The following is a 24,905-nucleotide window of genomic DNA, read 5'->3' as shown; positions in this document are numbered from 1 at the left end:
CGTCCTGCGCGCGTGCTGCCGGGCCGGGTCATCGCCGTACCTTTCCCCGGGTGAGCGCGGGCAGCGCGAAGGACAGCGCGACACCGCCCGCCAGCGACAGCGCGGCCGCTGCCGCGTGCTTCCACATGGCCGGCAGGTCCCGGGTGGTGACCACCGGGTCCGGCGGCAGCCCGTACACCTCCGGCTCGTCCAGCAGCAGGAAGAACGCCCCGTCGCCGCCGACGCCGTCCGTGGGGTCGTGGCCGTACAGCCGCGCCTCGGGGACCCCCGCGGCATGCAGCTGGTCCACCCGCAGCGCCGCCCGCTCGCGCAGCTCGTCCAGCGGGCCGAACTGGATCGACTCGGTCGGGCACGCCTTGGCGCAGGCCGGCTCCTGTCCGGCGCCGAGCCGGTCGTAGCACAGCGTGCACTTGAACGCCCGCCCGTCGGAGGGGCGTTGCTCGATGACGCCGTAGGGGCAGGCGGGCACGCAGTAGCCGCAGCCGTTGCAGATGTCCTCCTGCACGACGACGGTGCCGAACTCGGTGCGGAACAGCGAGCCGGTCGGGCAGACGTCGAGGCAGGCCGCGTGGGTGCAGTGCTTGCAGACGTCGGAGGACATCAGCCAGCGGAACTCGCCGTCGGCCGACTGCGCGGCGTCCTGGGCCAGCGGGAGTTCCCGGCGGCCCTCGGGGGCTGGCACCGGCGGCGCCGACTGCTCGATGAACGCCACGTGCCGCCAGGTCGAGGCGCCGAGGCCGGCGGTGTTGTCGTACGACATGCCGGTGAGCGTGAACCCGTCCTCCGGGAGGGCGTTCCACTCCTTGCACGCCACCTCGCACGCCTTGCAGCCGATGCAGACGGAGGTGTCGGTGAAGAACCCCACGCGGGGTGGGGGATCGGCATGCCCGGCGTCGCCGGCCGGGTCCGGCTCCGGGCCGCTGAGCTGGCTGTGGGTCATGGCCGTGGGTCCTTCCCGGTGTGCGCGGTGATGCCCGCCCGCCGGCGGTAGTCGGCCACCAGGCGGGAGAGGGCGGGGCCGCGCGGCCGGCGGCCCGGGCGGATGTCGGCGGTGAGCGCCTTGTCCTCCTGGATGTGGGAGTTGGGGTCCAGCGAGATGGCGACCAGCTCGTTGGCCGCGTCGCCGGTGACGACCCCGTTGGGGCCCCAGTGGAAGGGCAGGCCGATCTGGTGCACCTCGCGGCCGTGCACGGTCAGCGTTCTGATCCGGTCGGTGACCGCCACCCGCGCCTCGATGGCGTTGCGCGCGGTGATGAGGGTGGCCCACCCGTTGTGCTCCAGTCCGCGCTCGGCGGCGAGCTTCGGTGACACCTCGCAGAAGAGCTCGGGCTGGAGCTCGGACAGATGGGACGACCAGCGGCTCATCCCGCCGGCCGTGAAGTGCTCGGTGAGGCGGTGGGTGGTGAGCACGTACGGGTAGACCTCGGCGCCCGGTTCGTCGCCGCTGGGGTGGTAGCGGTTGCCCTCGCGGAAGTAGAGCTGCTTGGTGGGGGAGCGCGGGTGGTCGGGGTGGAGGGCGTTGGGGAACGGGGAGTCCTGCGGCTCGTAGTGGGTGGGCAGCGGCCCGTCGAGCAGCCCGGACGGTGCGTAGAGCCAGCCCTTGCCGTCCGCCTGCATGATGAACGGGTCGTCGCCGCGCAGCGCGTCCGCCCCGGTGGCCTCGGGCGGCGGCACATGGTCCGGGGCGCGGTCGGGGACGAAGTCCGGAACGTCGTGGCCGGTCCAGCGGCCGGCGTCGGCGTCCCACCACAGATACGCCTTCCGCGGGCTCCAGGGCGTGCCGTCGGGGGCGGCCGAGGCGCGGTTGTAGAGGATGCGGCGGTTCGCCGGCCAGGCCCACGCCCATTCGGCGGCGACCCAGTCCTGCTCGGTGTGGGGCTTGCGGCGGGCGGCATGGTTGACGCCGTCCGCGAAGACCCCGCAGTAGATCCAGCAGCCGCAGCGGGTCGAACCGTCGTCCTTGAGCTGGGTGTAGGCACTCAGCGGCGCACCGTCCGGGCCGTGCCCGTTGATCTCGGCCAGCACGGCCGCGGCGACCGGCTCCCGCAGCGGCCCCTCTTCCGGATAGTCCCAGGTCAGGTCCTGGATCATGGTGTCCATCGGGTCGCGCGAGGCGGCCAGCTTCTCCTTGATGCGCCGGCCCAGGTGGTACGTGAACCACAGGTCGCTGCGGGCGTCACCCTGCGGCTCGACGGCGGCGTGGTGCCACTGGAGCCAGCGGTTGGTGTTGGTGAAGGAGCCGGACTTCTCGGTGTGCGAGGCGGCGGGCAGGAAGAAGACCTCCGTCCCGATGTCCTCGGTACGCAGCTCACCGGTCTCGATCTCGGGGCCGTCCTTCCACCACGTCGCCGACTCGATGAGCGAGAAGTCGCGCACCACCAGCCAGTCCAGCTTCGCCATTCCCAGGCGCTGGAGACGGGTGTTGGCGGACCCGACGGCGGGGTTCTCGCCCATGAGGAAGTAGCCCCGGCAGGCGCCGTCCAGCTGTGCCATGACGGTGTCGTAGGTGCTGTGCGACCCCGTCAGCCGCGGCAGGTGGTCGAAGCAGAAGTCGTTCTCCGGGGTCGCGGCATCGCCGTAGTACGCCTTGAGCAGGCTGACGAAGTACGCCCGCATGTCGCCCCAGAAGCCCTTTTCGGTACGGCTCGCCGCGACGAACGATTCGAGGTCCTCGTGGGCGTGCGCATGCGGCATCGGGAGGTAGCCCGGCAGCAGGTTGAAGAGCGTGGGGATGTCACTGGAGCCCTGGATGGAGGCGTGGCCGCGCAGCGCCTGGATGCCGCCCCCGGGGCGGCCGATGTTGCCGAGCAGCAGCTGGAGGATGCTCGCCGCCCGGATGTACTGCGAGCCGACCGAGTGCTGGGTCCAGCCCACCGCGTAGGCGAACGCGCTGGTGCGCTCGCGCCCGGAGTTCTCGGTCAGCGCGTCGCACACCTGCCGGAAGGTCTCGCGCGGCACTCCGCAGATCCGCTCGACCGCCTCGGGGGTGTAGCGGGCGAAGTGCCGCTTGAGGATCTGGTAGACGCAGCGGGGGTGTTGCAGGGACGGGTCGCGCGGGGCCCGGGGGTGCGCCTGTGCGCCGCCCGAGCCGTGCGCCTCGGCGGACCCCGGTACCGCGTGGGGCGCGTCCCGGACGTCGCGCAGCTTCCGGTCGTGCAGCTGCTCGACGTCGCCGGCCGGGGCCTGCACGTCGGTGCCCTCGTACTGCCAGCTCGCCGGGTCGTAGTGGCGGCCCTCCTCGTCCAGGCCGGAGAAGACGCCGCCGAGGTCCTCGGTGTCGCGGAAGTCCTCGCTGACGAGGGAGGCGGCGTTGGTGTAGGCGAGGACGTACTCGCGGAAGTCCTTCTCCTCGGTGAGGACGTGGTTGATGATCCCGCCCAGGAAGGCGATGTCGGTGCCGGCCCGGATCGGCACGTGCAGATCGGCCAGCGCGCTGGTGCGGGTGAAGCGCGGGTCGACGTGGATGATCCGCGCGCCCCTGGCCTTGGCCTCCATCACCCACTGGAAGCCCACCGGGTGCGCCTCGGCGAAGTTGGAGCCCTCGATGACGATGCAGTCGGCGTGCTGGAGGTCCTGCATGAAGGTGGTCGCGCCGCCCCGGCCGAACGAGGTGCCCAGGCCGGCGACCGTGGAGCTGTGGCAGACCCGGGCCTGGTTCTCCACCTGGATCACGCCGAGCCCGGTCATCAGCTTCTTGATCAGGTAGTTCTCCTCGTTGTCGAGGGTCGCGCCGCCCAGGCTGGCGATGCCGAGGGTCCGGGCGACCCGCCGGCCGTCCTCCTCCCACTGCCAGGTGTCGCGGCGCAGCTCGATCACCCGCTCGGCAATCATGTCCATGGCGGTGTCGAGGTCCAGCTGCTCCCACTGCGTGCCGTAGGGCCGCCGGTAGAGCACCTGGTGGCGCCGTGACTCCCCGGTCGTCAGCTGAAGCGTCGCCGACCCCTTGGGGCACAGCCGCCCCCGGCTGATCGGCGAGTCGGGGTCGCCCTCGATCTGCACCACCTTGTCGTCCTTGACGTACACCTGCTGCCCGCAGCCGACCGCGCAGTACGGGCAGACCGACTGCACCACCCGGTCCGCGGTGCCGGTCCGCGGCCGCAGCGCCTCGGTGGGCCCGGACATCGCGGCGCGCCCGCGGCCCAGCAGGTCACCGCCGGTGAGCTGCCGGTACACGGGCCAGCTGCGCAGCAGCCTCCGCACGCCCACGGTGCCTCCCACGTCGATTCCGGTGTGCTGTTTCCAAGCTCGCCTCTGCGGGCTGCGCGTGCCCGTTGGTGGGCGTGTTACTCACCCAACCGGGCAGTCGCGAGGCCGTGGCACCGTCCGCTGCGCACATGCGGGGCGGGCCGCCGCGCGCCACAGTGAGAGGTGCGGCCCTCGTCGAGGAGGCAGGCGACCGACGTGAGTAGCAGGAACGGACTGACGGCCTACCGGGGCAAGCGGCACTTCGACCGGACCCGCGAGCCGAAGGGCGAGCAGACGCCCTCCGGGGACGAGCCGTGCTTCGTCGTGCAGATCCACGACGCCAGCACCCTGCACTTCGACTTCCGGCTGGAGGTCGACGGGGTGCTGAAGTCCTGGTCGGTGCCCAAGGGCCCGTCCACCGACCCGCACGACAAGCGGCTGGCGATGCCCACCGAGGACCATCCGCTGGAGTACCGGGAATTCGAGGGCGTCATCCCGGCGGGGGAGTACGGCGCGGGCACCGTGATCGTCTGGGACGAGGGCAGCTACCACCCGCTGACCAGCCACAAGAAGGGCCGCGCCGGCTCGTTCAGCGAGTCCCTGGAGGCGGGCCACGCCTCCTTCTGGCTCGACGGCAGCAAGCTGCACGGGGGCTACGCGCTCACCCGGTTCCGCTCCGGCGAAGGCCCCGGCAAACGGGAGTCCTGGCTGCTGGTGAAGGAGAACGACGACCGGGCCGGGCGGGGCGGCACCCCCGACGCCCGGCGCGCCCGGTCCGTGCGCAGCGGCCGCACCCTCAAGCGGGTGACCGCCGACGAGGCCGGGGGAGCGGCCGATGGGTGAGACCCGCTCGCTCCTCGACACGCTGCCGCCCGCCCGGCGTGAGCCGCCGGCCGACGCGCCGGCGGGAGTTCCCCGACGACCGGGTGTGCCAACCCGAGCTCGACGGGAGCCGGACGCCGGGCGTGCGCGACCACGACCGCACCCGGCTGGACGGAGGCACACCCGATGTCACGGACCGCCCTGATCGTCATCGACATGCTCAACTCCTACGAACACGAGGACGCGGAGCTGCTCCTGCCGTCGGTCCGCGAGGCGCTGCCGCGGATCACCGCACTCCTGGACCGGGCCAGGGACAGCGGCGTCGAGGTCATCTACGTCAACGACAACTTCGGGCTGTGGCGTTCGCACCACGACGAACTCCTCGACGCGGTGCTCAGCAGCCCGCACGCCGACCTGGTGGAGCCGGTCCGGCCGGACGAGAAGTCCCTGTTCGTGGTGAAGGTGCGGCACTCGATCTTCTATCAGACCCCGCTGGAATACCTGCTGCGCCAGCGCGGTATCGAGACCGTCGTGCTCTGCGGTCAGGTCACCGAGCAGTGCGTGCTCTATTCCGCGCTCGACGCCCATATCCGGCACTTCTCCGTCACCGTCGTCGAGGACGCCTGCGCCCCAATTCACCAGGATCTCGCCGAGGCCGCGCTGCGCATGATGGAGCGCAATATGCAGGCGCATATCCTGCGGGCCGGTGACGAGGAAGTCTTCACCCGCTGACGGGAATTCCGCGGCCGTGTCGCGTTCCCTGCCCGGCCGGCCGGATCAGCTTTCCAACCGGCCGGATCAGGTTTCCAACTCGCCGTCCCCCGCATTGTCGTGGACGATGTGCACCGCCGCCTCCTCCGCCGACGCGGCACCGCCGTCGATGCCCACGTCCCGGGCGGAGACGTCGTTGCTGCCGCCGCGCCAGAACCCCTCGTCGGAGCCCACCAGCCGGCCGGCCCGCTCGTCGCCGCACTGGAGGTCCACCGGTTCACCCACTCCGCCCGGCAGGTCGCCGATGCCGTCGCCGTCGGGCGGACTGACGTCGGGCAGCTCCACCGACAGCCGGTGGTCGAGCCGCTCGCGGTCGTGCAGCTCCCGTGCCGTGGTCCCGTCGTGGTTCACCACGAACGGCCGCTCCGGAGGCGAGTAGCCGGTATCGAGCGTCTCGTCGAGACCGGGCTCGTCGAGGGCGTCCTCCATGTCCAGGTCGTTGGGGTTGTCCTGGGGATCGGAGCTGGGCGGCTGATAGACCTCGTCGCCCATCGCGTCATCGGACATCTCCACCCACCTTCTTCCCCTCCGTCCGCCCCACCGCGGGCTGCGGCGGGTGCCGGTAGCTCCAATTGTCCGCCTCCTGCCGCCGCCCGGCAGCGCCAGGCGGTCCCACCTGCGCCGACCTCACGCGCGGTGGTGCTCGGTGTGGATCCCCACGGCCTCGGCGATGCTCTGCACATTGGCGAAACGCTCGTGAGCGGGCAGGCGCTCGGCCATGCCGACCAGCCGGTCCGGGGCGTTGTTGCGCCGCAGGGTCTCGATGATCGTGTTCTTGTCGGCCGGGTAGAGGCTCCGGCCGAGGTGCTGGGCGAGCTCGGAACGCAGCCCCACATCCTGCTCGGTCATCCCGCTCGGGGTGCCGCCCCGGAAGGTGCTCTCGGGCGACCAGGCGGCCACCGGCTGGTCCTCGCCGGCCGGCTGGAGCTCGTACTCCTCGCTGGTGCGCAGCGAGCGCTCCGCGGTCAACTGTCCGCGCAGCTGCCGCTTCATCATGTCGTCGCGGGCGGGGCCGGTCTTGTCCGTTCCGTGTTCCATGGGTGCCTCCGGCTCTACGAGTCGCACAGACCCGACGCGTTTCTCCCAGTTTCCCTGGTCCCTCTGCCCTAACAACCCGACAGCGTCGTTTCAAGTCCGCGCACGCAAATCGTCCGGACGTGTACGGAACGTGATCGACGTGTCTCAGTAGATGCATATGCCCGTCATGCATACGCCTTTGCGGAACGGGAATTCGTAGGAGAGCCAACCGCTTACCGGGGAGAATCCGCGGAATCCGAGGAATCCAAGGAGGCAGCGCCATGCGACTCTCGCTCCTTCGACCGGTCATCGATCGACCAGGGCCCTGGGCGACCGTCTATGCCGGTCTGTCACCCGCCACCGAGGACGCGGAGGAACAACAGGAGTTGACCGCGAGCGCCATCAGCGCGCAGCTGTTCGCGCAGGGGGCGGACGAAGCCACCTGCGGGGCGGTGCACGAGGCCCTGGTCGCGCGGCGCGAGGGCGAACCGACCGGCGACGCCGGGCACGTGCTGTTCGCCGCCCACGGCGTCGTGGTGCTCGATACGCCCCTCCCGGGGCGTCCCGCCACGCCTTTCGCGGCCTGGGGGCCCGTTCCGCGGGTCACCCCGCTGCTGGCCGCGCTCGGGGACGATCCGGTGTGTCTCGTGGTCCGCCTGGACCGCAGGGGGGCCGACCTGTCCGTCGTCGGCGAACGGGGCTCCGAGGGCGCCGGCCAGGTCAGCGGCGCCGACCGGCCGCTGCACCGCACCGCCTCGGGCGACTGGTCCGAACGGCACTTCCAGGCCAAGGTGGAGAACACCTGGGAGCACAACGCCGCCGAGATCGCCGACGCGGTGCGCGACGCGTACGACAGCTGCGGCGCCGAGGCCGTCGTGCTGATCGGCGACGCCCGCGAGCGGCACCTCGTGCACGACAAGCTCCCCGAACAGCTCCGCGCCGTCACCTACGAGAGCGAGCACGGCGGACGCGCGCCGGGCTCCGAGACCGCCCTGGTCGAACGGGACATCGCGCAGATCAGGGCCGTGCAGGAACGCGAGCACGTCGCGGCGGTGACGGACCGGTTCCGTACCGGCGAGGGCCCCGGCGGCAAGAGCGCCCCGCACGCCGCGGCCGGCATCCCCGCCCTGATCGAGGCGGCGCGGGAACACCGCATCGACACGCTGCTGGTCGGCGCGCACGGCTCGGACCTCGCACGGCAGGTCTGGGTGGGCGAAGACGTCGATCAACTGGCCGTGCGTGGCACGGAGTTGAAGTACCTCGGGGAGGAGCATCCGGCCGCGGCCCGCGCCGACGACGCCCTGGTGCGGTCCGTCGCCGCGAGCGGCGCCCGGGTCGTGGTCGTCCGCGACCCCGAGCAGGCACCGGCCGGCGGGCTGGGCGCCATCCTGCGCTGGGAGCAGGAGACGCCGCCGGAGTGACGGCCGGCCCGCCGCCGGACCGCAAGCACCGAGCACCAGGGAGGACCAACATGCTGAAGGCGATCGCAGATGTGCTGAGCCAGATCGGCGGTGCCATCGCCACCGTCGTCACCCTGCCGTTCCGGGCCGTGGCCCGGCTCTTCGGCGGCGCGTCGGCCAGCGCACGCGGACATCACTGACGACGGACCACCCCCCGGCCACGACCTCGCAACGGGGCCGCCCGCCGCCCGGAAACATCCGGTCGGCGGGCGGCCCCTGTCGCGTGCGGTGCCCGCGTCAGTCCTGCGCCTCGGCCGCCACCGGCTTCGGGATCAGGAACGACGTGGCGATGGCCGCGGCCAGGATGACCACGCCCGCGATCATGCCGGCGGTGTAGCCGCCGGCCGACGACGGGTCGGCCGGCTGGACCGCGGTCTTGACGGCGTAGAGCACCGCGAAGCTCAGCCCGGCGCCGAGGTTGAACGCGCCCGCGTTCAGGCCCGGCAGGAAGCCCGGGTTGTCGCGCGGGGAGAGCACGATGCCCAGCCCGTTGAGCACGATGTTCGCCACCCCCGCGTAGGCGACGCCGACGAGAAGGGAGGTCACCAGCAGCAGGACGTGCGAGTGGCTGTGCATCGTCAGCAGCATCAGCACGACCGTGGCGACCGAGCCGACCAGGCCCAGCCGCAGCACGCGGCCGTAGCCGAAGGTGGCGGCCAGCCGGCCGGCCAGCGGCCCCATGGCCAGCCCGGCGAGCGCGTACGGGGACAGCGTCCACCAGGCCGACTGCTCGGCGCTCATCCCGAGGCCCGCCTGGGCGTCCTGGGCGAACGCCGGGATCAGGCCGTTCATGACGGCGAACACGCCGGTCATGGTGAGCACGGTGGTCAGCAGGGTCGCCCACGTGGCGCGCTGCTTGAGGTGCCGGGTCGCGACCAGCGGGTGGCCGCTGCGGTCCTCGGTGCGCCAGAACAGCGCGAAGGCGACCGCGGACACCACGACCAGGACGGCGATCAGCGGCCAGTCGGCGGCGGCGAGCTTGCCCGCCTCGTTGAGCGCGGTCAGCAGCGAGCCGACCGAGACCACCAGCAGCGCGACGCCCGGCCAGTCCATCCGGGCGGCGCCCGGCGTCCCGGCCCCGGCGTCCGCGTCCGCGACCGGGGCCCGGGACTCGGGAGTCAGGGTGGCGACCAGCACGCAGGCGAGGGCCGCGACGACCGCCATCGCCCAGAAGACCGAGCCGAAGCCGTGGTTGTCGGCGAGGTAGCCGCCGGCGAGCGAGTCGACGCCGGCGATGCCGCCGTTGACCGCGGTGATCACGCCGAGCAGGGTGCCGTACCGCTTCGGTTCCCGCACCTCCACCCGCAGCATGATCAGACACAGCGGGACGACCGGCCCGCTGACGCCCTGGACGACGCGGCCGGCGAAGAGCATCGGCACGCTGGTCGCCAGCGCCGCGATGACGCAGCCGACGACCATCAGGCCGAGCATGCCCGCCAGCACCCGCCGCCGCCCGATGACGTCGCCCAGCCGCGGCAGGAACAGGGAGAACAGCGCCGCCGAGGTGAAGAACGCGGTCTGGGTGAGGCCGATCTCGGCGGAGCTGGCGCCGAGGGTGTCCTCGATGTTCTTCAGCGCGGGGCTGAGCATGCTGGCGTTGAGCTGGAACGCGAAGCACGCCGCGAGCAGCGCGGTGACCAGCACGCCTATGCGGACGCCGGAACCGTTGCCGCCCGTCGCCGCTACGGGCCGCTGGGCGGTGGGGGAGTTCGTACCGGTGGAGACGTTCATGCGGCGACGTCACCGATCCGTTCGAGCGCGTCCACGACGAGGTTCCAGAACCGCTCGTGGTCGAGCTTGACCGCGACCTGGGTGGTGCAGTCGTCGGGGGCGGGCGCGCGGAAGTCCGTGACGGTCATGCCGACCGTCAGCGCACCGCGCAGCTCGATGTCTACCGGCGCCTTGCGCACCGTCATGACGTCCGGGTCGATCACGTACGCGACCGCGCACGGGTCGTGCACCGGCGGGAATTCGAAGCCCTGGTTCTCCCGGTACGCCTCGCGGAAGAAGTCCAGCAGCTCCAGGACGAAGGTGGCGGGACGGGTCCCGACCGCGGCGATCTTCTCCTCGACCGCGGGGGTGGCCAGCGCCTGGTGCGTGAGGTCCAGGCCGACCATCGTGACCGGCCACTTCTCGTTGAAGACGATGTGCGCGGCCTCGGGGTCGATGATGATGTTGAACTCGGCGACCGCGCTCCAGTTGCCCTCGTGGTAGCCGCCGCCCATCAGCACGACCTCGCGGACCCGCTCGACGATCCGCGGCTCCTTGCGCGCGGCAAGCGCGATGTTCGTCAGACCCGCGGTCGGCACGATGGTGATCTCACCCGGCTCGTGCGCCATCACGGTGTCGATGATCAGGTCCACCGCGTGCCGGCGGTCCAGCTCGAAGGCCGGCTCGGGCAGCTCCGGACCGTCCAGCCCGGTGTCGCCGTGGATCTCCGGCGCCGTCTCGATGTCCCGTACGAGCGGACGCGGGCAGCCGGCGGCGAAGGGGACGCCGGTGATGCCGGCGATTCGGGCCACGGACAGGGCGTTGCGGGTCACCTTCTCGACCGACGCGTTCCCCACGACGGTCGTCACGGCGACCAGTTCGACCTCGGGATTGCCGTGCGCGAGGAGCATGGCGATCGCGTCGTCGTGCCCCGGGTCGCAGTCGAGGATGATCTTTCTGGCCAACGGAAGAGCCCCTTTGCTCTGCGGAACGGTGGTGCGGGGGGTGCGGTGAAGTCTCTGAGCGCCGCAGGAGGCTGCTGCCGCTGGAAAACGTTCTCCGAGAATTTGGCTCACGACGCCGACCGATGTCAACGGAATGTGAGCCATACGACCGGTTGATCCTCGTCACGGATACGGTGCGTGAGCGGTGATAACGTTTGCCGCCCTCATCCGGCTCGGCTTGACAAAAGGGGCCCACCACCGTGGCCGAAGTCACCTTGAAGGACGTCGCGCTGGCGTCCGGCTGCTCCATCGCCACGGTCTCCCGCGTGCTGGCCGGCACCCGCCCGGTCGGAGCCGAGACCGCGCGGACCGTCCGTGCGGCGGCCGAGGCGCTCGGCTACCGGCCCAACCACGTGGCCCGCGCCCTGCGCAGCCGCAGCACCGGCACCGTCGGCCTGGTGCTGCCGCAGATCACCAACCCCTTCTTCCCGTCCCTCGTCCGCGAGCTGGAGCACGCCCTGCACGCCGCGGACCGGGCCGTGCTCCTCGCCGACTGCGACGACGACCCGGTGACCGAGGCGGCCCGGATCAACGCGCTGCTGGCCCGGCGGGTCGACGCGCTGCTGCTGATACCGGTCGACGAGCGGCGCAGCCGGGAGGCGGTGGCGACCGCGGCCGCCCGGGTGCCGCTGGTCCTGCTCGACCGCGGCTGCGGGCCGGGCGTCGCCGACTCCGTCGCCGTCGACAACGTGGCCGGAATGGCCCTGGTCCTGGACCATCTGGCCGCCACCGGCCGCCGCCGCCCGTGCTTCATCGGGGCGGCCGGCACAGCGTCGGCGGCGGCCGAGCGGCGCGCCGCGTACGAGGCGGGAGCCGCCGCCCTCGACCCCGGCGCCCCCGGCCGCGTCGCTCTGGGGGACTTCTCGGTGGAGTGGGGCCGGGCCGCCGTCGACCGCCTCTGGCCGTCCCGCCCCGACGCGGTGGTCTGCGCCAACGACCTGATCGCGGCCGGCGCCCTGCAACGGCTGCGGCAACTGGGTGCGGACGTCCCCGGTGAGGTCGCCGTCACCGGCTTCGACGACATCCCGCTCGCGGGTCTGGCCGACCCGGCGCTGACCACGGTCCGCCAGCCGCTCGCCGAACTGGCCGCCGAGGCCGCCCGGTTGCTCGCCCGGAGCCCGGCCGCCGGCCCGCCGGCCGCCCGTCGCGCGGTCCGCCTCGCCCCGGAACTCGTCGTACGGGCCTCCAGTGCGGGCCCCGGTGCCCGTGCGGGCGAAGCCTCCTGACGCAACGTCAGTTCTGCGTGCCGTGCAAGGGGCCGGCTCCCGCGGGCAATCGGCTCCCGACCTCTTGACCGTACGCGGTCAGCGAGTAAAGTCTAGACCAATTCCCCTCACCCTCGCGCCATTCACCCCCCTCGCGAAAGGGTTGACATGAACAGGAAGAGAAGGCTGGCCGTTGCCCTCGGTGCGGGCATCGCCCCGCTCCTCGTCGTCACCATGCCGGCCGGCCCGGCCAGTGCGCACGGTTATGTGTCCTCCCCGCCCAGTCGGCAGGCCCAGTGTGCGGCCGGCACCGTCCCGTGCGGTGAGATCAAGTGGGAGCCGCAGAGCGTCGAAGGCCCCAAGGGGCTGACCAGTTGCAGCGGCGGCAACAGCCGGTTCGCCGAACTCGACAATGACGCCAAGGGCTGGAAGGTCACCCCGATCGGCCACTCGCAGGCGTTCAACTGGCGGCTGACCGCCCGTCACCGCACCAGCACCTGGCAGTACTTCATCGGCGGCAAGAAGGTCGCCGAGTTCAACGACAACGGCGCACAGCCCCCGGAGACGGTGACGCACACCGTCAACTTCGGCAGTATCACCGGCAAGCAGAAGATCCTGGCGGTCTGGAACATCGCCGACACCGCGAACGCCTTCTACGCCTGCATCGACGTCAACATCGGCGGCTGACACCCCCGGGCCGCCCACCTCTCCGGACCCGCACCCCCCTCCCGTCCCCGCCGCCCCGCCCCCCCCTCGGCCGGTCACCGTGGTGAGCCGGCGTCAGCAGGGCGGCGGGTGCGGTGGGTACACCCGTTACGATCGGCCCATTCGAGGCCGATGCGCGTGGCCGCTGCCGGGAGGAAAGAGATGGGCCTGTTCCGCCGAGGACCGAAGCGGGATTCCCGCGAAGTGGCACGCGACGGGGAGTTCACCTTCTTCTCCGAGCGTGAGGGCGGCGTCTTCAGATCGCAGGTCCGGCAGGCTTTCGCGGAGCAGGGCCTGGAGGTCACCGCGTACGCGGGGGTGGTCACCGACTCCGCGGGCCGGCAGTTCGGCCTCGGCAACCTCGCCGCGGTGTGCCACCGCGACCGGCGCGGCGAGCGCAGCTGGCCCGTGCTCATCCGGGACCACGTCGGCAAGGTGCTCCGCACGATGGACGGTCCGCAGCCTCTGGAGATCCTCACCGAGGACGAGATCCGCGCCTGCCTCTATCCCCGCGTCGTCGCCCAGGAGACGCTGCCCGCCTCGGACTCCTTCCGCTACGGGCGGGAGCCGGCGCCCGGCCTGCGGGAGGTGCTCGCGCTGGACCTGCCCGAGGCGGTGCAGATGCTGAGCGCGGACTCGCTGACCGACCTCGGTGACGTGGCCGAGCTGCGGATCCGGGCCATGAACAATCTGCGCGCCCTGCCCGTCGAGGGGCACGAGACGGTGCGGCGCGGCGACGGCTCGGCCTTCGAGGTGCTGCTCGGGGACTCGTTCTTCACCGCGAGCCGGGTGCTGGTGCTCGACGAGCTGGTGCGGCGCATCATGGGCACCGGGCTCACCCCGGACGGGGCGCTGGTCGCCCTGCCCTTCCGCCACCAGCTGGCCTTCCACCGCATCCACGACGCCCAGGTCATCCCGGCGTTGCAGGCCATGGTGCAGTTCGCGGCGGCCGGCCACGAAGAGGCGGCGGGCGCCATCAGCCCCAGGGTGTTCTGGTGGCGCGGCGGCGTGATGACCCCGCTGAGCGAGCGGGACGGTGACGGGCTGCGGGTGGTGGTCGACGGGGAGTTCCAGCGGCTGCTGGAACGGCTGGTGCAGGACGAGAAATGAGCCGTGTGCGGGGTGTTCCGACGCGGTCCGGCACCTCGCGCAAGATTTTTCGCGGAATCCGCACGGAATGGGAACCGACGCCCCTTCCCACCCGTTTTCCTGAGTGAGGCCCCGCGCTCTCCCCCGTGCGTGGGGCCTCACTGCTGCCCGGATGAGCCGCGCCGGGTGCTCAGTCCCCGAGCCGGTCCCGTTCCTCCTCGGTCAGCAGCCGGGAGCGGATCAGGAAGCGCACGCCCTCGGGTGCCTCCAGCGAGAAGCCGCTGCCCCGGCCCGGCACGACGTCCACCGTCAGATGGGTGTGCCGCCAGCGCGCGAACTGGTCCGCCGCCATCCAGAACCCCACCGGTTCCGGCACGCCCACCACGCTCAGCCGGCCCAGCAGCACGTCCGACGACCCCGTACGGAACTCCCCGGCCGGGTAGCACATGGGAGTGCTGCCGTCACAGCAGCCGCCGGACTGGTGGAACATCAGCGGGCCGTGCTGATCGCGCAGCAGGCGCAGCAGTTCGGTCGCCGCCGCGGTGAGCGCGATGCGCGCGGTCCCCTCCGGCACGGCGGCGCCCGCACAGGGCGCCTCCCACCCGTCGCCGGCGGCCATCAGCGACGGCTCCGCCGCGTCCCGGAGCGGCTGGGCGGCCGAGTCCCGGTCTCCACGTGGTGCATGCGCTGACCCCTTCCTGAGCGGCGACGACGGATGCCGGGCGCTCGGAACATCGGCGCGGCGGCCCGGAGCTGGTCCGGGCGCGCTCCGGCGGGCCGGCACGGCGGCAGGGTCCGATCCAACCCGCCACAGGGTTGCACGATGGTTGCACGCGGGGACGGAGCGTGCGCGGCCCCGCCGTCGGCGTACCTTCCGGGCGGGTGAGCCGTGTCTCACCGGGCCGGTGCCCCTTGTTTATGCAACGAGTTGCATAGAAGGATCGGGGCATGGCGCTCGACCATGCGATCCTCGTCTCCCTGCTGGAGCAGCCGGGCTCCGGCTATGAGCTGTCCCGGCGGTTCGAGCGGTCCATCGGCTACTTCTGGACCGCCACCCACCAGCAGATCTACCGCGTCCTCAAACGCATGGAGAGCGACGGCTGGATCCAGGTCCGCGAGGTGTCGCAGCAGGCCAGGCCGGACAAGAAGGAGTACTCCGTCGCCGCGCCCGGCCGGGCCGCGCTCTCCCGGTGGCTCCACGAGCCGATCGAACCCGAGAGCGTCCGGCACGACCTCGCCGTGAAGATCCGCGGCGCGGCCTTCGACGACCCCGCCGCGCTGATCCGCGAGGTCGAGCGGCACCGCCAGGCGCACACCGACCGGCTCGCGCACTACCTCGCGGGGGAGCGGCGCGACTTCACCGGCCCCGGCGCCCCCGCGGCGCCCGATGCCGGACAGCAGCTCCAGCACGTGGTGCTGCGCGGCGGCATCGCGTACGAGCGGATGACCCTGGACTGGCTCGACGACGTCCTCGCCACCCTCCGCCGGCTCGGCCCCGCGCGCTGAACCGGCGCCGGCGACCTCCCCGTCGGGCGCCAGTGCACCACCCACCCTCAACCACCGAGCCGGAAAGGCGACTTCACCCATGGCCGACCAGCTTCTGTTCAACCCGCGCACCTACGACCCGGCGCACTTCGACCCGGAGACCCGCAGGCTGCTGCGGGCCACCGTCGACTGGTTCGAGGACCGCGGCAAGCGCAGGCTGATCGAGGACTACCGCTCCCGCGCCTGGCTGGCGGACTTCCTCGCCTTCGCCGCCAAGGAAGGGCTGTTCGCCACCTTCCTCACCCCCGCCTCCGCCGCCGACGGTCACCAGGACAAGCGCTGGGACACCGCCCGGATCGCCGCCCTCAACGAGATCTTCGGCTTCTACGGCCTCGACTACTGGTACGCCTGGCAGGTCACCGTCCTCGGCCTCGGCCCGGTCTGGCAGAGCGACAACGAAACCGCTCGCGCCCGCGCGGCCGAACTCCTCTCCCAGGGCGAGGTGTTCGCCTTCGGCCTGTCCGAGAAGGCACACGGCGCCGACATCTACTCCACCGACATGCTGCTCGAACCCGACGGCGACGGCGGCTTCCGCGCCACCGGGTCGAAGTACTACATCGGCAACGGCAACGCGGCCGGGCTCGTGTCCGTCTTCGGCCGCCGCACCGACGTCGAGGGCCCCGACGGCTACGTCTTCTTCGCCGCCGACAGCCGCCACCCGGCCTACCACCTGGTGAAGAACGTCGTCGACTCCTCCAAGTACGTCAGCGAGTTCCGCCTGGAGGACTACCCCGTCGCGGCCGAGGACGTCCTGCACACCGGCCGGGCCGCCTTCGACGCCGCCCTGAACACCGTCAACGTCGGCAAGTTCAACCTCTGCACCGCCTCGATCGGCATCTGCGAGCACGCGATGTACGAGGCCGTCACCCACGCGCAGAACCGCATCCTCTACGGCCGCCCCGTCACCGCCTTCCCGCACGTGCGCCGCGAACTGACCGACGCCTACGTCCGCCTGGTCGGCATGAAGCTGTTCAGCGACCGCGCCGTCGACTACTTCCGCTCGGCCGGCCCCGACGACCGTCGCTACCTGCTCTTCAACCCGATGACGAAGATGAAGGTGACCACCGAGGGCGAGAAGGTCATCGACCTGATGTGGGACGTCATCGCCGCCAAGGGCTTCGAGAAGGACACCTACTTCGCGCAGGCCGCCACCGAGATCCGGGGGCTGCCCAAGCTGGAGGGCACCGTCCACGTCAACCTCGCGCTGATCCTCAAGTTCATGGGCAACCACCTGCTGAACCCGGCCGAGTACGCGCCGGTGCCGACCCGCCGCGACGCGGCCGACGACGCGTTCCTCTTCCGGCAGGGACCGGCCCGCGGCCTGGGCGCCATCCGCTTCCACGACTGGCGCGCCGCCTACGACGCCTTCGGCCACCTCCCCAACGTGGCCCGCCTCCGCGAACAGGCCGACGCGCTCTGCGAGTTCGTCACCACCGCCGCGCCCGACGAGGAGCAGAGCCGCGACCTCGATCTGCTGCTCGCCGTCGGCCAGCTGTTCGCGCTGGTCGTCCACGGCCAGCTGATCCTGGAGCAGGCCGGCCTGACCTCCCTCGACGAGGACGTGCTCGACGAGCTCTTCGCCGTCCTCGTCCGCGACTACTCCGCGCACGCCGTCGAACTGCACGGCAAGGACTCCGCCACCGCGGACCAGCAGCGCTGGGCGCTGTCCGCGGTCCGCCGCCCGGTCATCGACACGGACCGTTCGGCCCGCGTCTGGCAGCGCGTCGAGGCGCTCGCCGGGGCGTACGAGATGGCGCCGTAACGCCGCTCCGGAAGCACCCGGAGCCAGCGGTACGGAACGGGGCCGGCCCGGCCGACGACATCGGCCGGGCCGGCCCCTCGCGCTAGCGGCGGACTCCTTCCGACGGGGCGCCGCCGGGCGGCGGACACTTCTCGGCGATCTTGTACTTGAGGGCCTCGGGATAGTCGTGCCGGTCGAACCGCACCCGCACCACGACGGGTCCGTCGTTGATCGCGTCAGTCGGCTCGGCGATCCGCCCCAGCAGGGCGGCGAGCTCGTCGTGGGTGCGGACGGCGACGCCGTTCATCGGCTGCTTGTCCGTGCCGAAGACCTCCGCGAGCTTCTCGTACCGCCACGGGTGCAGCTCGTTGTAGAAGTCGGCGCCGTCCGACGCCGGCGCCCCGTCGCGGTAGTAGCAGGGATTCACCAGCATCTGCTCGATGCCGTAGAAGCCCTCGTTGTCCAGGACGAACACGATCGGGCGCAGACCCTGCCGCACATGGGTCGACATCTCCTGGCACGTCTCCTGGAAGGAGCCGTCGCCGACGAACACCATCGGGCGCTTTCCCGCAGCCTGCCGCCCGAGCGCCACCCCGGTGGCCGCGCCGACCGAGTAGCCGATGGACAGCCAGCTGTTCTGCGCCACGTACGAGGCGCGTTCCGCCATCCGCAGGTTCATCGACGCGATCAGCGCGAACGCGGCGTCGCACACCACCGTGTACGGGCTGGTGCGCGCGCCCCCGCCGTCCCCGGACACCAGGAAGTCGTTGACGTGCCGGAAGAAGCTGTCGTACGTCACGTTCTCCGGGTACGGCCCACCGGACCGGGCGGCCAGGAAGGCGTCGGTGCTCTCCGGGACGTCGAGGCCCTCCTCGTGCGCGAGGGCGAAGTAGTCCGCCTCGAAGGTGCCGGTGCCGAAGTCCGCGATCAGCCGCTCGCGCAGCGCCGGGATGAATTCGGCGAGCTGGACGTCGGGGAAGTACGAGGCGCCGACGTGCACCCCTTCGTGGGCGGCGACCGCCCAGTCGTCCCCGATCGACTGCACGCCGCCGAGGTTCTTCGACGTCGCCCATGAGCCCAGCCCGATCCGGCAGCCCGCGTTGTTGAAGACCTTGGCCACGTCCTCGTGGCTGGCCTTGCCGTTGTAGACGCCGGAGAACCCGGGGGTGTACTCGGAGACCACGGACTTGGCCCCGACCGTGGTGCAGAACGGGATGCCGGTGTCGCGCACCAGCCGCTCGAATTCGTCGGACAGCCGGAACCGGTCGATCTCCTCACCGGCCCACAGGATCGGGTTGCGGTAGTGCCGGATGAGTTCCGAGCAGGCGGTGACCGCCCGGTCGAGCATCTTCCGGTTCTGCGCGGTGACCGGCCGCTCCCGCCGCGTCAGCCGGCCGCTCGGGGCGGGACACCGCGCCCCCCAGACGTCCTCCATGACCTCCAGGTAGACCGGCCGGCGGTGGGTGAGGCACGCGGTGATCGCGCTGTCGATCTGGGTGGGGGCCAGACCCGGGTGGGAGATGGCCTGCGCGTCCACGGTCACCTGGCGGTAGACGTCCAGGTTGCTGGTCGGACGCTGGGACATGTGCGAGGTGAGCAGGCCGATCGCCTGCTGGTTGAGCCACTGCTCATAGGTGGGGGCGGCGTTGATCGCGATCAGCGGCACGTACTCGGCGAAACCGCCGCCGATCGCGTTGAGCAGATTGAACGCGCCCACGCTGTACGTCACCGCGACCGCGCCGACGCCCTGCTCGCCGAGGGGCACCTGCGCGTCGGCGACCTTCACCCGCGCGTACCCGTCCGCGGCCTGGCCCGCGCCGCCCTCGGTGGGCGTGCCCACCCAGCGGACGCCGGTCTTCTCGTGCAGGGTCGACAGGAACGGGCCCAGGTGGTCGCCGGGCACGCCGAACAGATGGGTGATGCCGAGCTGTTCCAGCCTCAGGGCCAGGTACTCGGCCACGGTGCAGGTCTCGGAGCCGGTCATGACGTCACCGCCTTCTCGCGCGTACGGGTCGCCGACGCGGCACCGGCGCGCCGCTCGCGGGGCGCCTCGGCCCGCGCGGCCGCGGTGTCGTACGGCACGGGAGCCTCGTTGACCGCGATGGCGGCGCGGACGGCCGTCTCCACCGCGCCCTCGATCCACGCGTGCTTGAGCGAGACGTGCTCACCGGCGAAGTACACCGGCCCCTCGGGCCGCACCACATCGAGGTGGAAGCTGGTCATCTGGTGCGGGGTGTAGACGGCCGCCTCACCGCAGGCGTACGGGTCGCGCAGCCAGCTCTGCGTCTGGCCGGCACCGGTGTAGAAGACCTCGATGCGCCGGCCGTGCACCGACTGGAGGTTCTCCAGGGCGTAGCCGTAGCGCTCGGCATCGTCGAACGAGTCCCAGCGCGCCGCGTCGTCCGACCACGAGTAGGCGGCCAGCACCACGCCGCCCTTGCTGCCGGGCACCGCATGGGAGGGGTAGTACATGAACCGGTTGGGGTTGTCGGTGGTGGAACCGCCGCCGTGGACCTGGGTGGCCGGCCGCACGCCGCCGCGCAGCGTGGAGTTGCGGAGGTACTCCACCTGCTCGTCGTCGATGAGCTGCTCGTCCACGCTCGGATGCGCGCCGAGCAGCCCGGTGGGCAGGTTCCGCACGCTCTCGGGCACGGCCAGCGCCGCCTCGGCGTCGTCCTCGCCCCAGCGCTGGTAGTACTCGTACAGACCGGGCGCGATGGCGTCCAGCTCCCGCTTCCAGTCCTCCTCGGTGAACTCCCACCAGCGGCGCGAAAACTCCAGCAGCACCTTGGTGGCCTGGTCGTAGTGCGTCTCGATGACCGCGCGGCGCTTCTTGTACGAGAACGGCGGCGTCACCGCCACGAAGCGCAGGCTGGAGAACGGGACGGTGACGATCGCCAGGTCAGCGGTCCAGGTCTGGGGCTCGGCGGACGGCTCGTTCTCGGGCACGGTCTCGATGGCGACGGCCGGGCCGCTCGGTCCGGCGAGTCCGCCCTGGTGGCCGTCGCGGCCCGGGTCGTAGTACTCCAGCCGCACCATCCGCTGGCCCATCACGATCTGGTCCCGCAGGTCCTTGGCGAGGGCCTCCGGAAGCTGCCGGCTGCCGCCCTCGATCTCCCAGTACGTGGCCGACGGGTCGATGTCGCTGCGGCCCAGGAAGCTGTGGAAGAACGCCAGGTGCAGCCGCGACGTCATGTTCTCGATCGTCCCGATCGCCTCGATGGCCTCGTCGCTGAACCCGGCGTACTCGCGCAGGAAGCGGCCCATCGAGAAGCCGTCGAAGTCCCGGATGACTCCGGCCCAGCCGTCCAGCCACTCCTTGAAGGGCTTGTTGACGCGCCTGCCGTCGCTCTGCAGGACGGAGTAGTAGTCGCGGACCGGCTCCAGCGCCTGGTTGACCATGTCGGAGACGGTCAGCCGCGATTCGCAGCCGGTGAGGTGGAAGCCCTCGTTGATCGCCGACGGGTCCTTGACGTACTGCGCGCGCCGCACCTGCGTCCGGTTGGTGCGGATCCAGGTGTGGTTGCGCTTGTCCGGCTCCCGGAACTCGGGGCTGGGCTTGCCGTACGTCCAGGTCTTGCCGTCCTTGAACGACTTGTAGACCACCGGCGGTAAAGCGGCGCCCTGGTTGCCGGTCTTCGGATCGATGTCGACGTTGAAGAACAGCCGCCGCTTCAGGCCGAGTTTGTCGATCAGCGCCAGCGTCAGCGGGTGGAAGCTGGGCAGCCGCATCGCCCCGGCCTCCGCGTACTGCGCGGGGTCGGTGAACGGTGCCGGCTCGCCCTTCTTGGCGTGGAAGGTCTTGATCCGGCCGCCGACGCGGTTGGCGTTGGCCTCCAGGATCGTCACGTCGTGCCCGGCGCGGGTCAGCAGATGACCGGCGACCAGGCCGGCGATGCCCGCTCCGACGATCAGGATGCGCTTGCGGTCGACCGGGGGCTCCAGCCCGTTGTCGATCAGCACGTCGAGGTACCGCAGTTTGAGGTCCTCGTTGGCCGGCTCGGGGCCGACCAGCAGGAGTTCGCGGGCGAGCTGCTGATACGTCTTGTCATCGGCGCGCTGGACGCCGGTGTGCTCACCGCGGATGCCGTTCCCGTTGTCGTTCATGTCGGTCAGCCCTCCTCGTGCAGGGACTCGTTCGCGGCGAGCCGCCGCAGGGTGGTGGTGGATGGGGTGAACGCGTACACCGCACCGGTCGTCCGCACGAACCGGTCCATCGTCACGGTGCTCTCGTGGCCGTCGGCCAGCACGATGTGGGCGTCCGGGCTGCCGGAGCCGCCCTCCCGGAGGGTGCCGATCACCTTGTCGATGCCGTTGGGCGCGCCGGCGTCGCCGGGCACGAAATCGGGGTTGTTGCACCAGGCGCGCTGGACGAACTCGAACTGCCGCTCCAGCGAGGTGCCGTAGCAGACGAACATCAGGCCGCGGTCCGTCTGGTCGTCACCCGCCGTGTACGCGGGACCGTACGGAATGCCCCGGCGCATGAGGCGGTGCTTCTGGGTGGGGGTGAAGTGGCGCGGATGCGACCTGCGGATGTGCGCGGCGCACGGGGTCTGCTTCCCCGCCCCGTCGTTCTCGTAGGTGAAGTCGTTGCCGTCGGGCCCCACCCCGGTCAGCGGGTTCTCGCCCTGTGCGAGGGGCGTGCCGTCCTTCTTGCGGCCCACCAGGCACGCGCCCAGCAGATCGGGGGAAATGCCCTCCGGCCGGAAGGTGGCCGCCTCGCGCACCACGGCCTTGTTCCAGCCGGCGACGTCCTGCCGCAGCCGGCGCACCACCTGGAGCGAGCCGTTGTCCATCCATGCCGGGGCCTCGGGCGCGCTGCCGCTCTCGCTCTTGTGGCCGAAGACGAATTCGCCCGGCTCGACGAGTACGGACCCCGGGCGGTGCTCCCGGGACCCGGGATCGTCGCGGTCCGCGCGGTGGAAATCCTTCACCCCCGGCTGGGAGATCCCGTCCTTGTAGCCGAAGTGCTCGTGCCCGCGCAGCTCTCCGGTCAGGGTGCGTCCGTCGTCCTGGTGGACCACCGTCACACCGTGCGCCGAGTCCGCGGCCGAGAGGTTCCGGAGCTTTTCGTTCAGCGCCTCCTCGGTGTCCGAGGCGACGATCAGCACGGCGTGCGCACCGGTGCCGTCCGAGCCGAACAGCCAGTTCTCCGGCGCGTCCGGCCCGTGGTCACCGAGGTCCGCGGCCCGCGCGGCGGCCCCCTGGGTGAACGAGGTGAAGGCGGCCAGGTCCTGCTTGACCCGGTCGGGCTCCCGCGCGACCCGCAGCAGGCCCTCGTACGTCAGGGACACCCCGACCCAGGTGGCGGTCAGGGACGGATCCTCGCCGTAGGCCCGGCGGGACAGTGAGAACTCCTCGTTGAAGTCCTCGACCGTCGCGGTCACCGCCACCGTGTTCAGCATGACCGAGAGCCAGCCGCGGCCGCCCACGCCCTGATCGTCGGGGAAGCGCAGGTAGCGGAACGCCATGTAGTCCTTGTTGAACGCGGCCAGGATGTTTCCCTGGATCTCCCTCGATCTGCGCAACGGTGGTTCCGGAAGTTGCTCTATGTCCGGTGCGGCCATGGGGCGCGCTGAGATGGTGGTCACTTCTCTCCTTCGCTGGGACTTCGCCCGCACTTCGGCAGCTCCGGAGCGACGGGCGCTCGCGCACGCGGACGCCGGCGCACACAGGCGCGAGCGTCTCCGGGGAGGCTGAAGTGGGAATCGACGTGGACAAGGCGCAAGGGCACACCGAGGACAGCCGGTGCACGGGCTTGTGCCGCCAGCCCAACATCGAACTCCCCGCCCCGCAGAAGCACCGGCGCCAAGCGGAGCACTGGGTCACTCGTATCGGTGACCTCGGGGGAGACAGGCATGCGAAGGAGGAACGGGGTACTGACGCTGCCGCTCGCGGAAGGGCGTCAGTCCCCGGATACGCCCCTGCGGCGCTCAAGGGGTGAGTCCCCGGGTACCGCCTCCGCGGGGTTCAAGTGGCCTTTTCCGTACCGCAGTTGGCGGGAGAAGCGCCGCCGGCGGCGGCAACGGGGGCGGGCGCCGCGACCACCCGGTCGCCGCGCGACGGTGCCCCGCCGGGCGGTCAGCCGGCCGCGGCGGGACTGCCGATCTCGTCGAGATGCGCCTCGACCCAGTGCCGCACGGCCGCGAGCGGTTGTGCGACGCTGCGGCCGAGGTCGGTCAGGGCGTACTCGACGTGCAGCGGCACGGCGGGGATGACCGTCCGGTCGACGAAGCCGCCGGTCTCCAGGCGCCGCAGGGTCTGCGTCAGCACCTTCGGGCTGACGCCCTGGAGCCGGCGCTGCAGGGCCCCGAAACGCTGCGGCCCCTCTTCCATGGCGCCGATCGCGAGCGCGGTCCACTTGTTGGCCAGCAGGTCGAACACCTCGCGCCCGGGGCACTGGGCGGCGTAGACATCGTGCTGGTCATGGCTTCCCGTGCGGCAGGTCGTGGTCACCGCAACTCTCCTCACCTCGATACTTCCCAAGAGATAGTAGGCACCCTTGCGGGTTACTGCTCCCCGGGGGGTAGCTTCCGGATGCGGACGCAGCGACCTGCGCCGCACCACCGCGTCACGGGTGCACACCTGAGTCACCCGGCGCGTCCGACATCCGCTTTCCCAGGAGTGAGACCCCCATGACCAGCCCGAACCCTGCCGCGCCGACCATGCGCGCCCTCGTCCAGGACACCTTCGGCGGGCCCGAGGTGCTGCGCACCGCGCAGGTCGCCCGACCGGTGCCGCTGCCGACCGAGGTGCTGGTGCGGGTCCGTTCCGCCGGGGTCAACCCGGTCGACTGGAAGACCCGGACCGGGGGAGGGATGGCCGGTGTGCTCGGCGACCCGCCGTTCACCCTGGGCTGGGACGTCTCCGGAGTCGTCGAGGAGGTCGGCTTCGGGGTCCACACCCTTGAGGTGGGGGACGAGGTCTTCGGCATGCCCTGGTTCCCCCGCGCCGCGTCGGCGTACGCCGAGTACGTGACCGCGCCGGCCCGGCAGTTCGTCCGCAAGCCCGCCGCGCTGAGCCACGAGCAGGCGGCGGCGGTCCCGCTGGCCGCGCTCACCGCCTGGCAGATCCTGGTCGACGCGGCGGAGGTACGGCCGGGGCAGCGGGTGCTGGTGCACGCCGCCGCCGGCGGGGTCGGCCACTTCGCCGTGCAGATCGCCCGGCACCTGGGGGCCCAGGTGATCGGGACCGCCCGCGCGGGCCGGCACGAGTGGCTCCGCGAGCTGGGCGCCGACGAGCTGATCGACTACACCGCCGTCCGCTTCGAGGAGGCGGTCAAGGACGTCGACGTGGTGGTGGACCTCGTCGGTGACGAGGCGGACGCCACGAGCACCCGCTCCCTCGACGTCCTGGCCCCCGGCGGACTGCTGGTCGCCGTACCGTCCGGGGTGGCGCCCGAGCTGGCCGCACGGGCTGCGGACCGGGGCCTGCGGACCAGCCCGTTCCTGGTCGAGCCGGACGGTGCGGCGCTCGCCCGGATCGCCCAGCTGCTCTCGGAGGGCGCCCTCACCGTGGAGCTCGCCGACGTCTTCCCCCTGGAGCAGGCCGCCGAGGCGCACCGCCTCGGGGAGACCGGACGCACCCGCGGCAAGATCGTGCTGAACGTCGCGGGCTGAGGCCCGCCGCGCCGCCCGGGCCGCCGGCGGTC

Annotated in this window: 21 protein-coding genes; 10 read left to right on the top strand and 11 right to left on the bottom strand. The window is 71.7% G+C overall.

Translation table 11 applies throughout. From position 1 onward, the window contains the following. Positions 1-28: 28 nt before the first annotated feature. Positions 29-940: a 4Fe-4S dicluster domain-containing protein gene (locus OO62_RS01750; RefSeq protein ID WP_033265331.1), complete on the bottom strand. Its 912-nt coding sequence runs from the start codon at positions 938-940 to the stop codon at positions 29-31. After that, complete coding sequence (gene fdh, locus OO62_RS01745) at positions 937-4,206, bottom strand: formate dehydrogenase (RefSeq protein ID WP_033265525.1); 3,270 nt, start codon at positions 4,204-4,206, stop codon at positions 937-939. Before fdh ends, OO62_RS01750 begins: the two co-directional genes overlap by 4 nt. 195 nt (positions 4,207-4,401) lie before the next feature. Between fdh and OO62_RS01740 the strand changes: the two genes are divergently transcribed. Next, entirely contained in the window at positions 4,402-5,028 is a 627-nt protein-coding gene (locus OO62_RS01740) for a DNA polymerase ligase N-terminal domain-containing protein (RefSeq protein ID WP_033265330.1), read from the top strand. 165 nt (positions 5,029-5,193) lie between these two features. Next, complete coding sequence (locus tag OO62_RS01735) at positions 5,194-5,739, top strand: cysteine hydrolase family protein (protein ID WP_033265329.1); 546 nt, start codon at positions 5,194-5,196, stop codon at positions 5,737-5,739. A gap of 66 nt (positions 5,740-5,805) precedes the next feature. On the opposite strand, the gene OO62_RS01730 is transcribed toward OO62_RS01735, so the two are convergent. Together OO62_RS01730 and OO62_RS01725 are read right to left on the bottom strand one after the other, a co-directional pair. Further along, on the bottom strand, positions 5,806-6,285 hold the full coding sequence (locus OO62_RS01730; RefSeq protein ID WP_033265328.1) for a DUF5709 domain-containing protein: 480 nt from the start codon (positions 6,283-6,285) through the stop codon (positions 5,806-5,808). A gap of 120 nt (positions 6,286-6,405) precedes the next feature. Beyond that, complete coding sequence (locus OO62_RS01725) at positions 6,406-6,816, bottom strand: DUF2795 domain-containing protein (RefSeq protein WP_033265327.1); 411 nt, start codon at positions 6,814-6,816, stop codon at positions 6,406-6,408. 260 nt (positions 6,817-7,076) lie between these two features. Between OO62_RS01725 and OO62_RS01720 the strand changes: the two genes are divergently transcribed. Together OO62_RS01720 and OO62_RS41250 are read left to right on the top strand one after the other, a co-directional pair. Next, on the top strand, positions 7,077-8,216 hold the full coding sequence (locus tag OO62_RS01720) for a baeRF2 domain-containing protein (RefSeq protein ID WP_033265326.1): 1,140 nt from the start codon (positions 7,077-7,079) through the stop codon (positions 8,214-8,216). A gap of 50 nt (positions 8,217-8,266) precedes the next feature. Then, positions 8,267-8,395 (top strand): LPFR motif small protein, encoded by a 129-nt coding sequence (locus OO62_RS41250; protein WP_266105141.1) that lies wholly within the window; start codon positions 8,267-8,269, stop codon positions 8,393-8,395. 97 nt (positions 8,396-8,492) lie between these two features. Here the strand turns inward: OO62_RS41250 and uriT are convergent, their stop codons facing one another. Continuing rightward, positions 8,493-9,986 carry a uridine transporter UriT gene (gene uriT, locus OO62_RS01715; protein ID WP_033265325.1) on the bottom strand — a complete coding sequence of 498 codons (1,494 nt, stop codon included), beginning with the start codon at positions 9,984-9,986 and terminating at the stop codon, positions 8,493-8,495. Then, positions 9,983-10,930, bottom strand: coding sequence for a uridine-preferring nucleoside hydrolase UriH (uriH, locus tag OO62_RS01710; RefSeq protein WP_033265324.1), 948 nt, complete (start codon positions 10,928-10,930; stop codon positions 9,983-9,985). The genes uriT and uriH overlap by 4 nt, the downstream gene beginning before the upstream one ends. Before the next feature lie 239 nt (positions 10,931-11,169). Between uriH and OO62_RS01705 the strand changes: the two genes are divergently transcribed. From OO62_RS01705 to OO62_RS01695, 3 genes are all read left to right on the top strand, one after another. Beyond that, complete coding sequence (locus OO62_RS01705; RefSeq protein ID WP_033265323.1) at positions 11,170-12,195, top strand: LacI family DNA-binding transcriptional regulator; 1,026 nt, start codon at positions 11,170-11,172, stop codon at positions 12,193-12,195. 147 nt (positions 12,196-12,342) lie between these two features. Continuing rightward, positions 12,343-12,861, top strand: a complete 519-nt coding sequence (locus OO62_RS01700) for a lytic polysaccharide monooxygenase auxiliary activity family 9 protein (protein ID WP_033265322.1) — start codon at positions 12,343-12,345, stop codon at positions 12,859-12,861. A 180-nt stretch (positions 12,862-13,041) separates the two neighbouring features. Then, the gene (locus OO62_RS01695; protein ID WP_033265321.1) at positions 13,042-13,989 is read left to right on the top strand and encodes a hypothetical protein; all 948 of its coding nucleotides are present in this window, start codon (positions 13,042-13,044) and stop codon (positions 13,987-13,989) included. A gap of 169 nt (positions 13,990-14,158) precedes the next feature. On the opposite strand, the gene OO62_RS01690 is transcribed toward OO62_RS01695, so the two are convergent. Further along, positions 14,159-14,587, bottom strand: coding sequence for a DUF779 domain-containing protein (locus OO62_RS01690; RefSeq protein ID WP_051732516.1), 429 nt, complete (start codon positions 14,585-14,587; stop codon positions 14,159-14,161). Between the two features lie 329 nt (positions 14,588-14,916). Here OO62_RS01690 and OO62_RS01685 point away from each other — a divergent pair, with 329 nt between their 5' ends. Both OO62_RS01685 and OO62_RS01680 read left to right on the top strand, forming a co-directional pair. Continuing rightward, on the top strand, positions 14,917-15,474 hold the full coding sequence (locus OO62_RS01685) for a PadR family transcriptional regulator (protein WP_033265320.1): 558 nt from the start codon (positions 14,917-14,919) through the stop codon (positions 15,472-15,474). Positions 15,475-15,553: 79 nt separating this feature from the next. Next, positions 15,554-17,275, top strand: a complete 1,722-nt coding sequence (locus OO62_RS01680; protein WP_033265319.1) for an acyl-CoA dehydrogenase family protein — start codon at positions 15,554-15,556, stop codon at positions 17,273-17,275. A gap of 82 nt (positions 17,276-17,357) precedes the next feature. Here OO62_RS01680 and OO62_RS01675 read toward each other — a convergent pair whose 3' ends face one another. The 4 genes from OO62_RS01675 to OO62_RS01660 all read right to left on the bottom strand — a co-directional run bounded on the left by OO62_RS01675 (position 17,358) and on the right by OO62_RS01660 (position 23,710). Beyond that, complete coding sequence (locus tag OO62_RS01675) at positions 17,358-19,238, bottom strand: alpha-keto acid decarboxylase family protein (RefSeq protein ID WP_033265318.1); 1,881 nt, start codon at positions 19,236-19,238, stop codon at positions 17,358-17,360. Next, a complete protein-coding gene (locus OO62_RS01670; RefSeq protein ID WP_033265317.1) occupies positions 19,235-21,361 on the bottom strand; it encodes a flavin monoamine oxidase family protein in 2,127 nt (708 codons plus the stop codon). Before OO62_RS01670 ends, OO62_RS01675 begins: the two co-directional genes overlap by 4 nt. A 5-nt stretch (positions 21,362-21,366) precedes the next feature. Beyond that, the gene (locus tag OO62_RS01665) at positions 21,367-22,845 is read right to left on the bottom strand and encodes a Dyp-type peroxidase (protein WP_199838919.1); all 1,479 of its coding nucleotides are present in this window, start codon (positions 22,843-22,845) and stop codon (positions 21,367-21,369) included. Positions 22,846-23,335: 490 nt separating this feature from the next. Further along, positions 23,336-23,710 (bottom strand): winged helix-turn-helix transcriptional regulator, encoded by a 375-nt coding sequence (locus tag OO62_RS01660; RefSeq protein ID WP_033265315.1) that lies wholly within the window; start codon positions 23,708-23,710, stop codon positions 23,336-23,338. Positions 23,711-23,889: 179 nt separating this feature from the next. Between OO62_RS01660 and OO62_RS01655 the strand changes: the two genes are divergently transcribed. Beyond that, positions 23,890-24,873, top strand: a complete 984-nt coding sequence (locus OO62_RS01655) for an NADP-dependent oxidoreductase (protein ID WP_228332591.1) — start codon at positions 23,890-23,892, stop codon at positions 24,871-24,873. Positions 24,874-24,905: the final 32 nt, after the last annotated feature.

The organism is Streptomyces lydicus (assembly GCF_000717345.1).
GTDB lineage: Bacteria > Actinomycetota > Actinomycetes > Streptomycetales > Streptomycetaceae > Streptomyces > Streptomyces lydicus.
The sequence above is the reverse complement of the archived record's forward strand: the minus strand, read 5'-3'. Positions and strand labels throughout refer to the sequence as shown.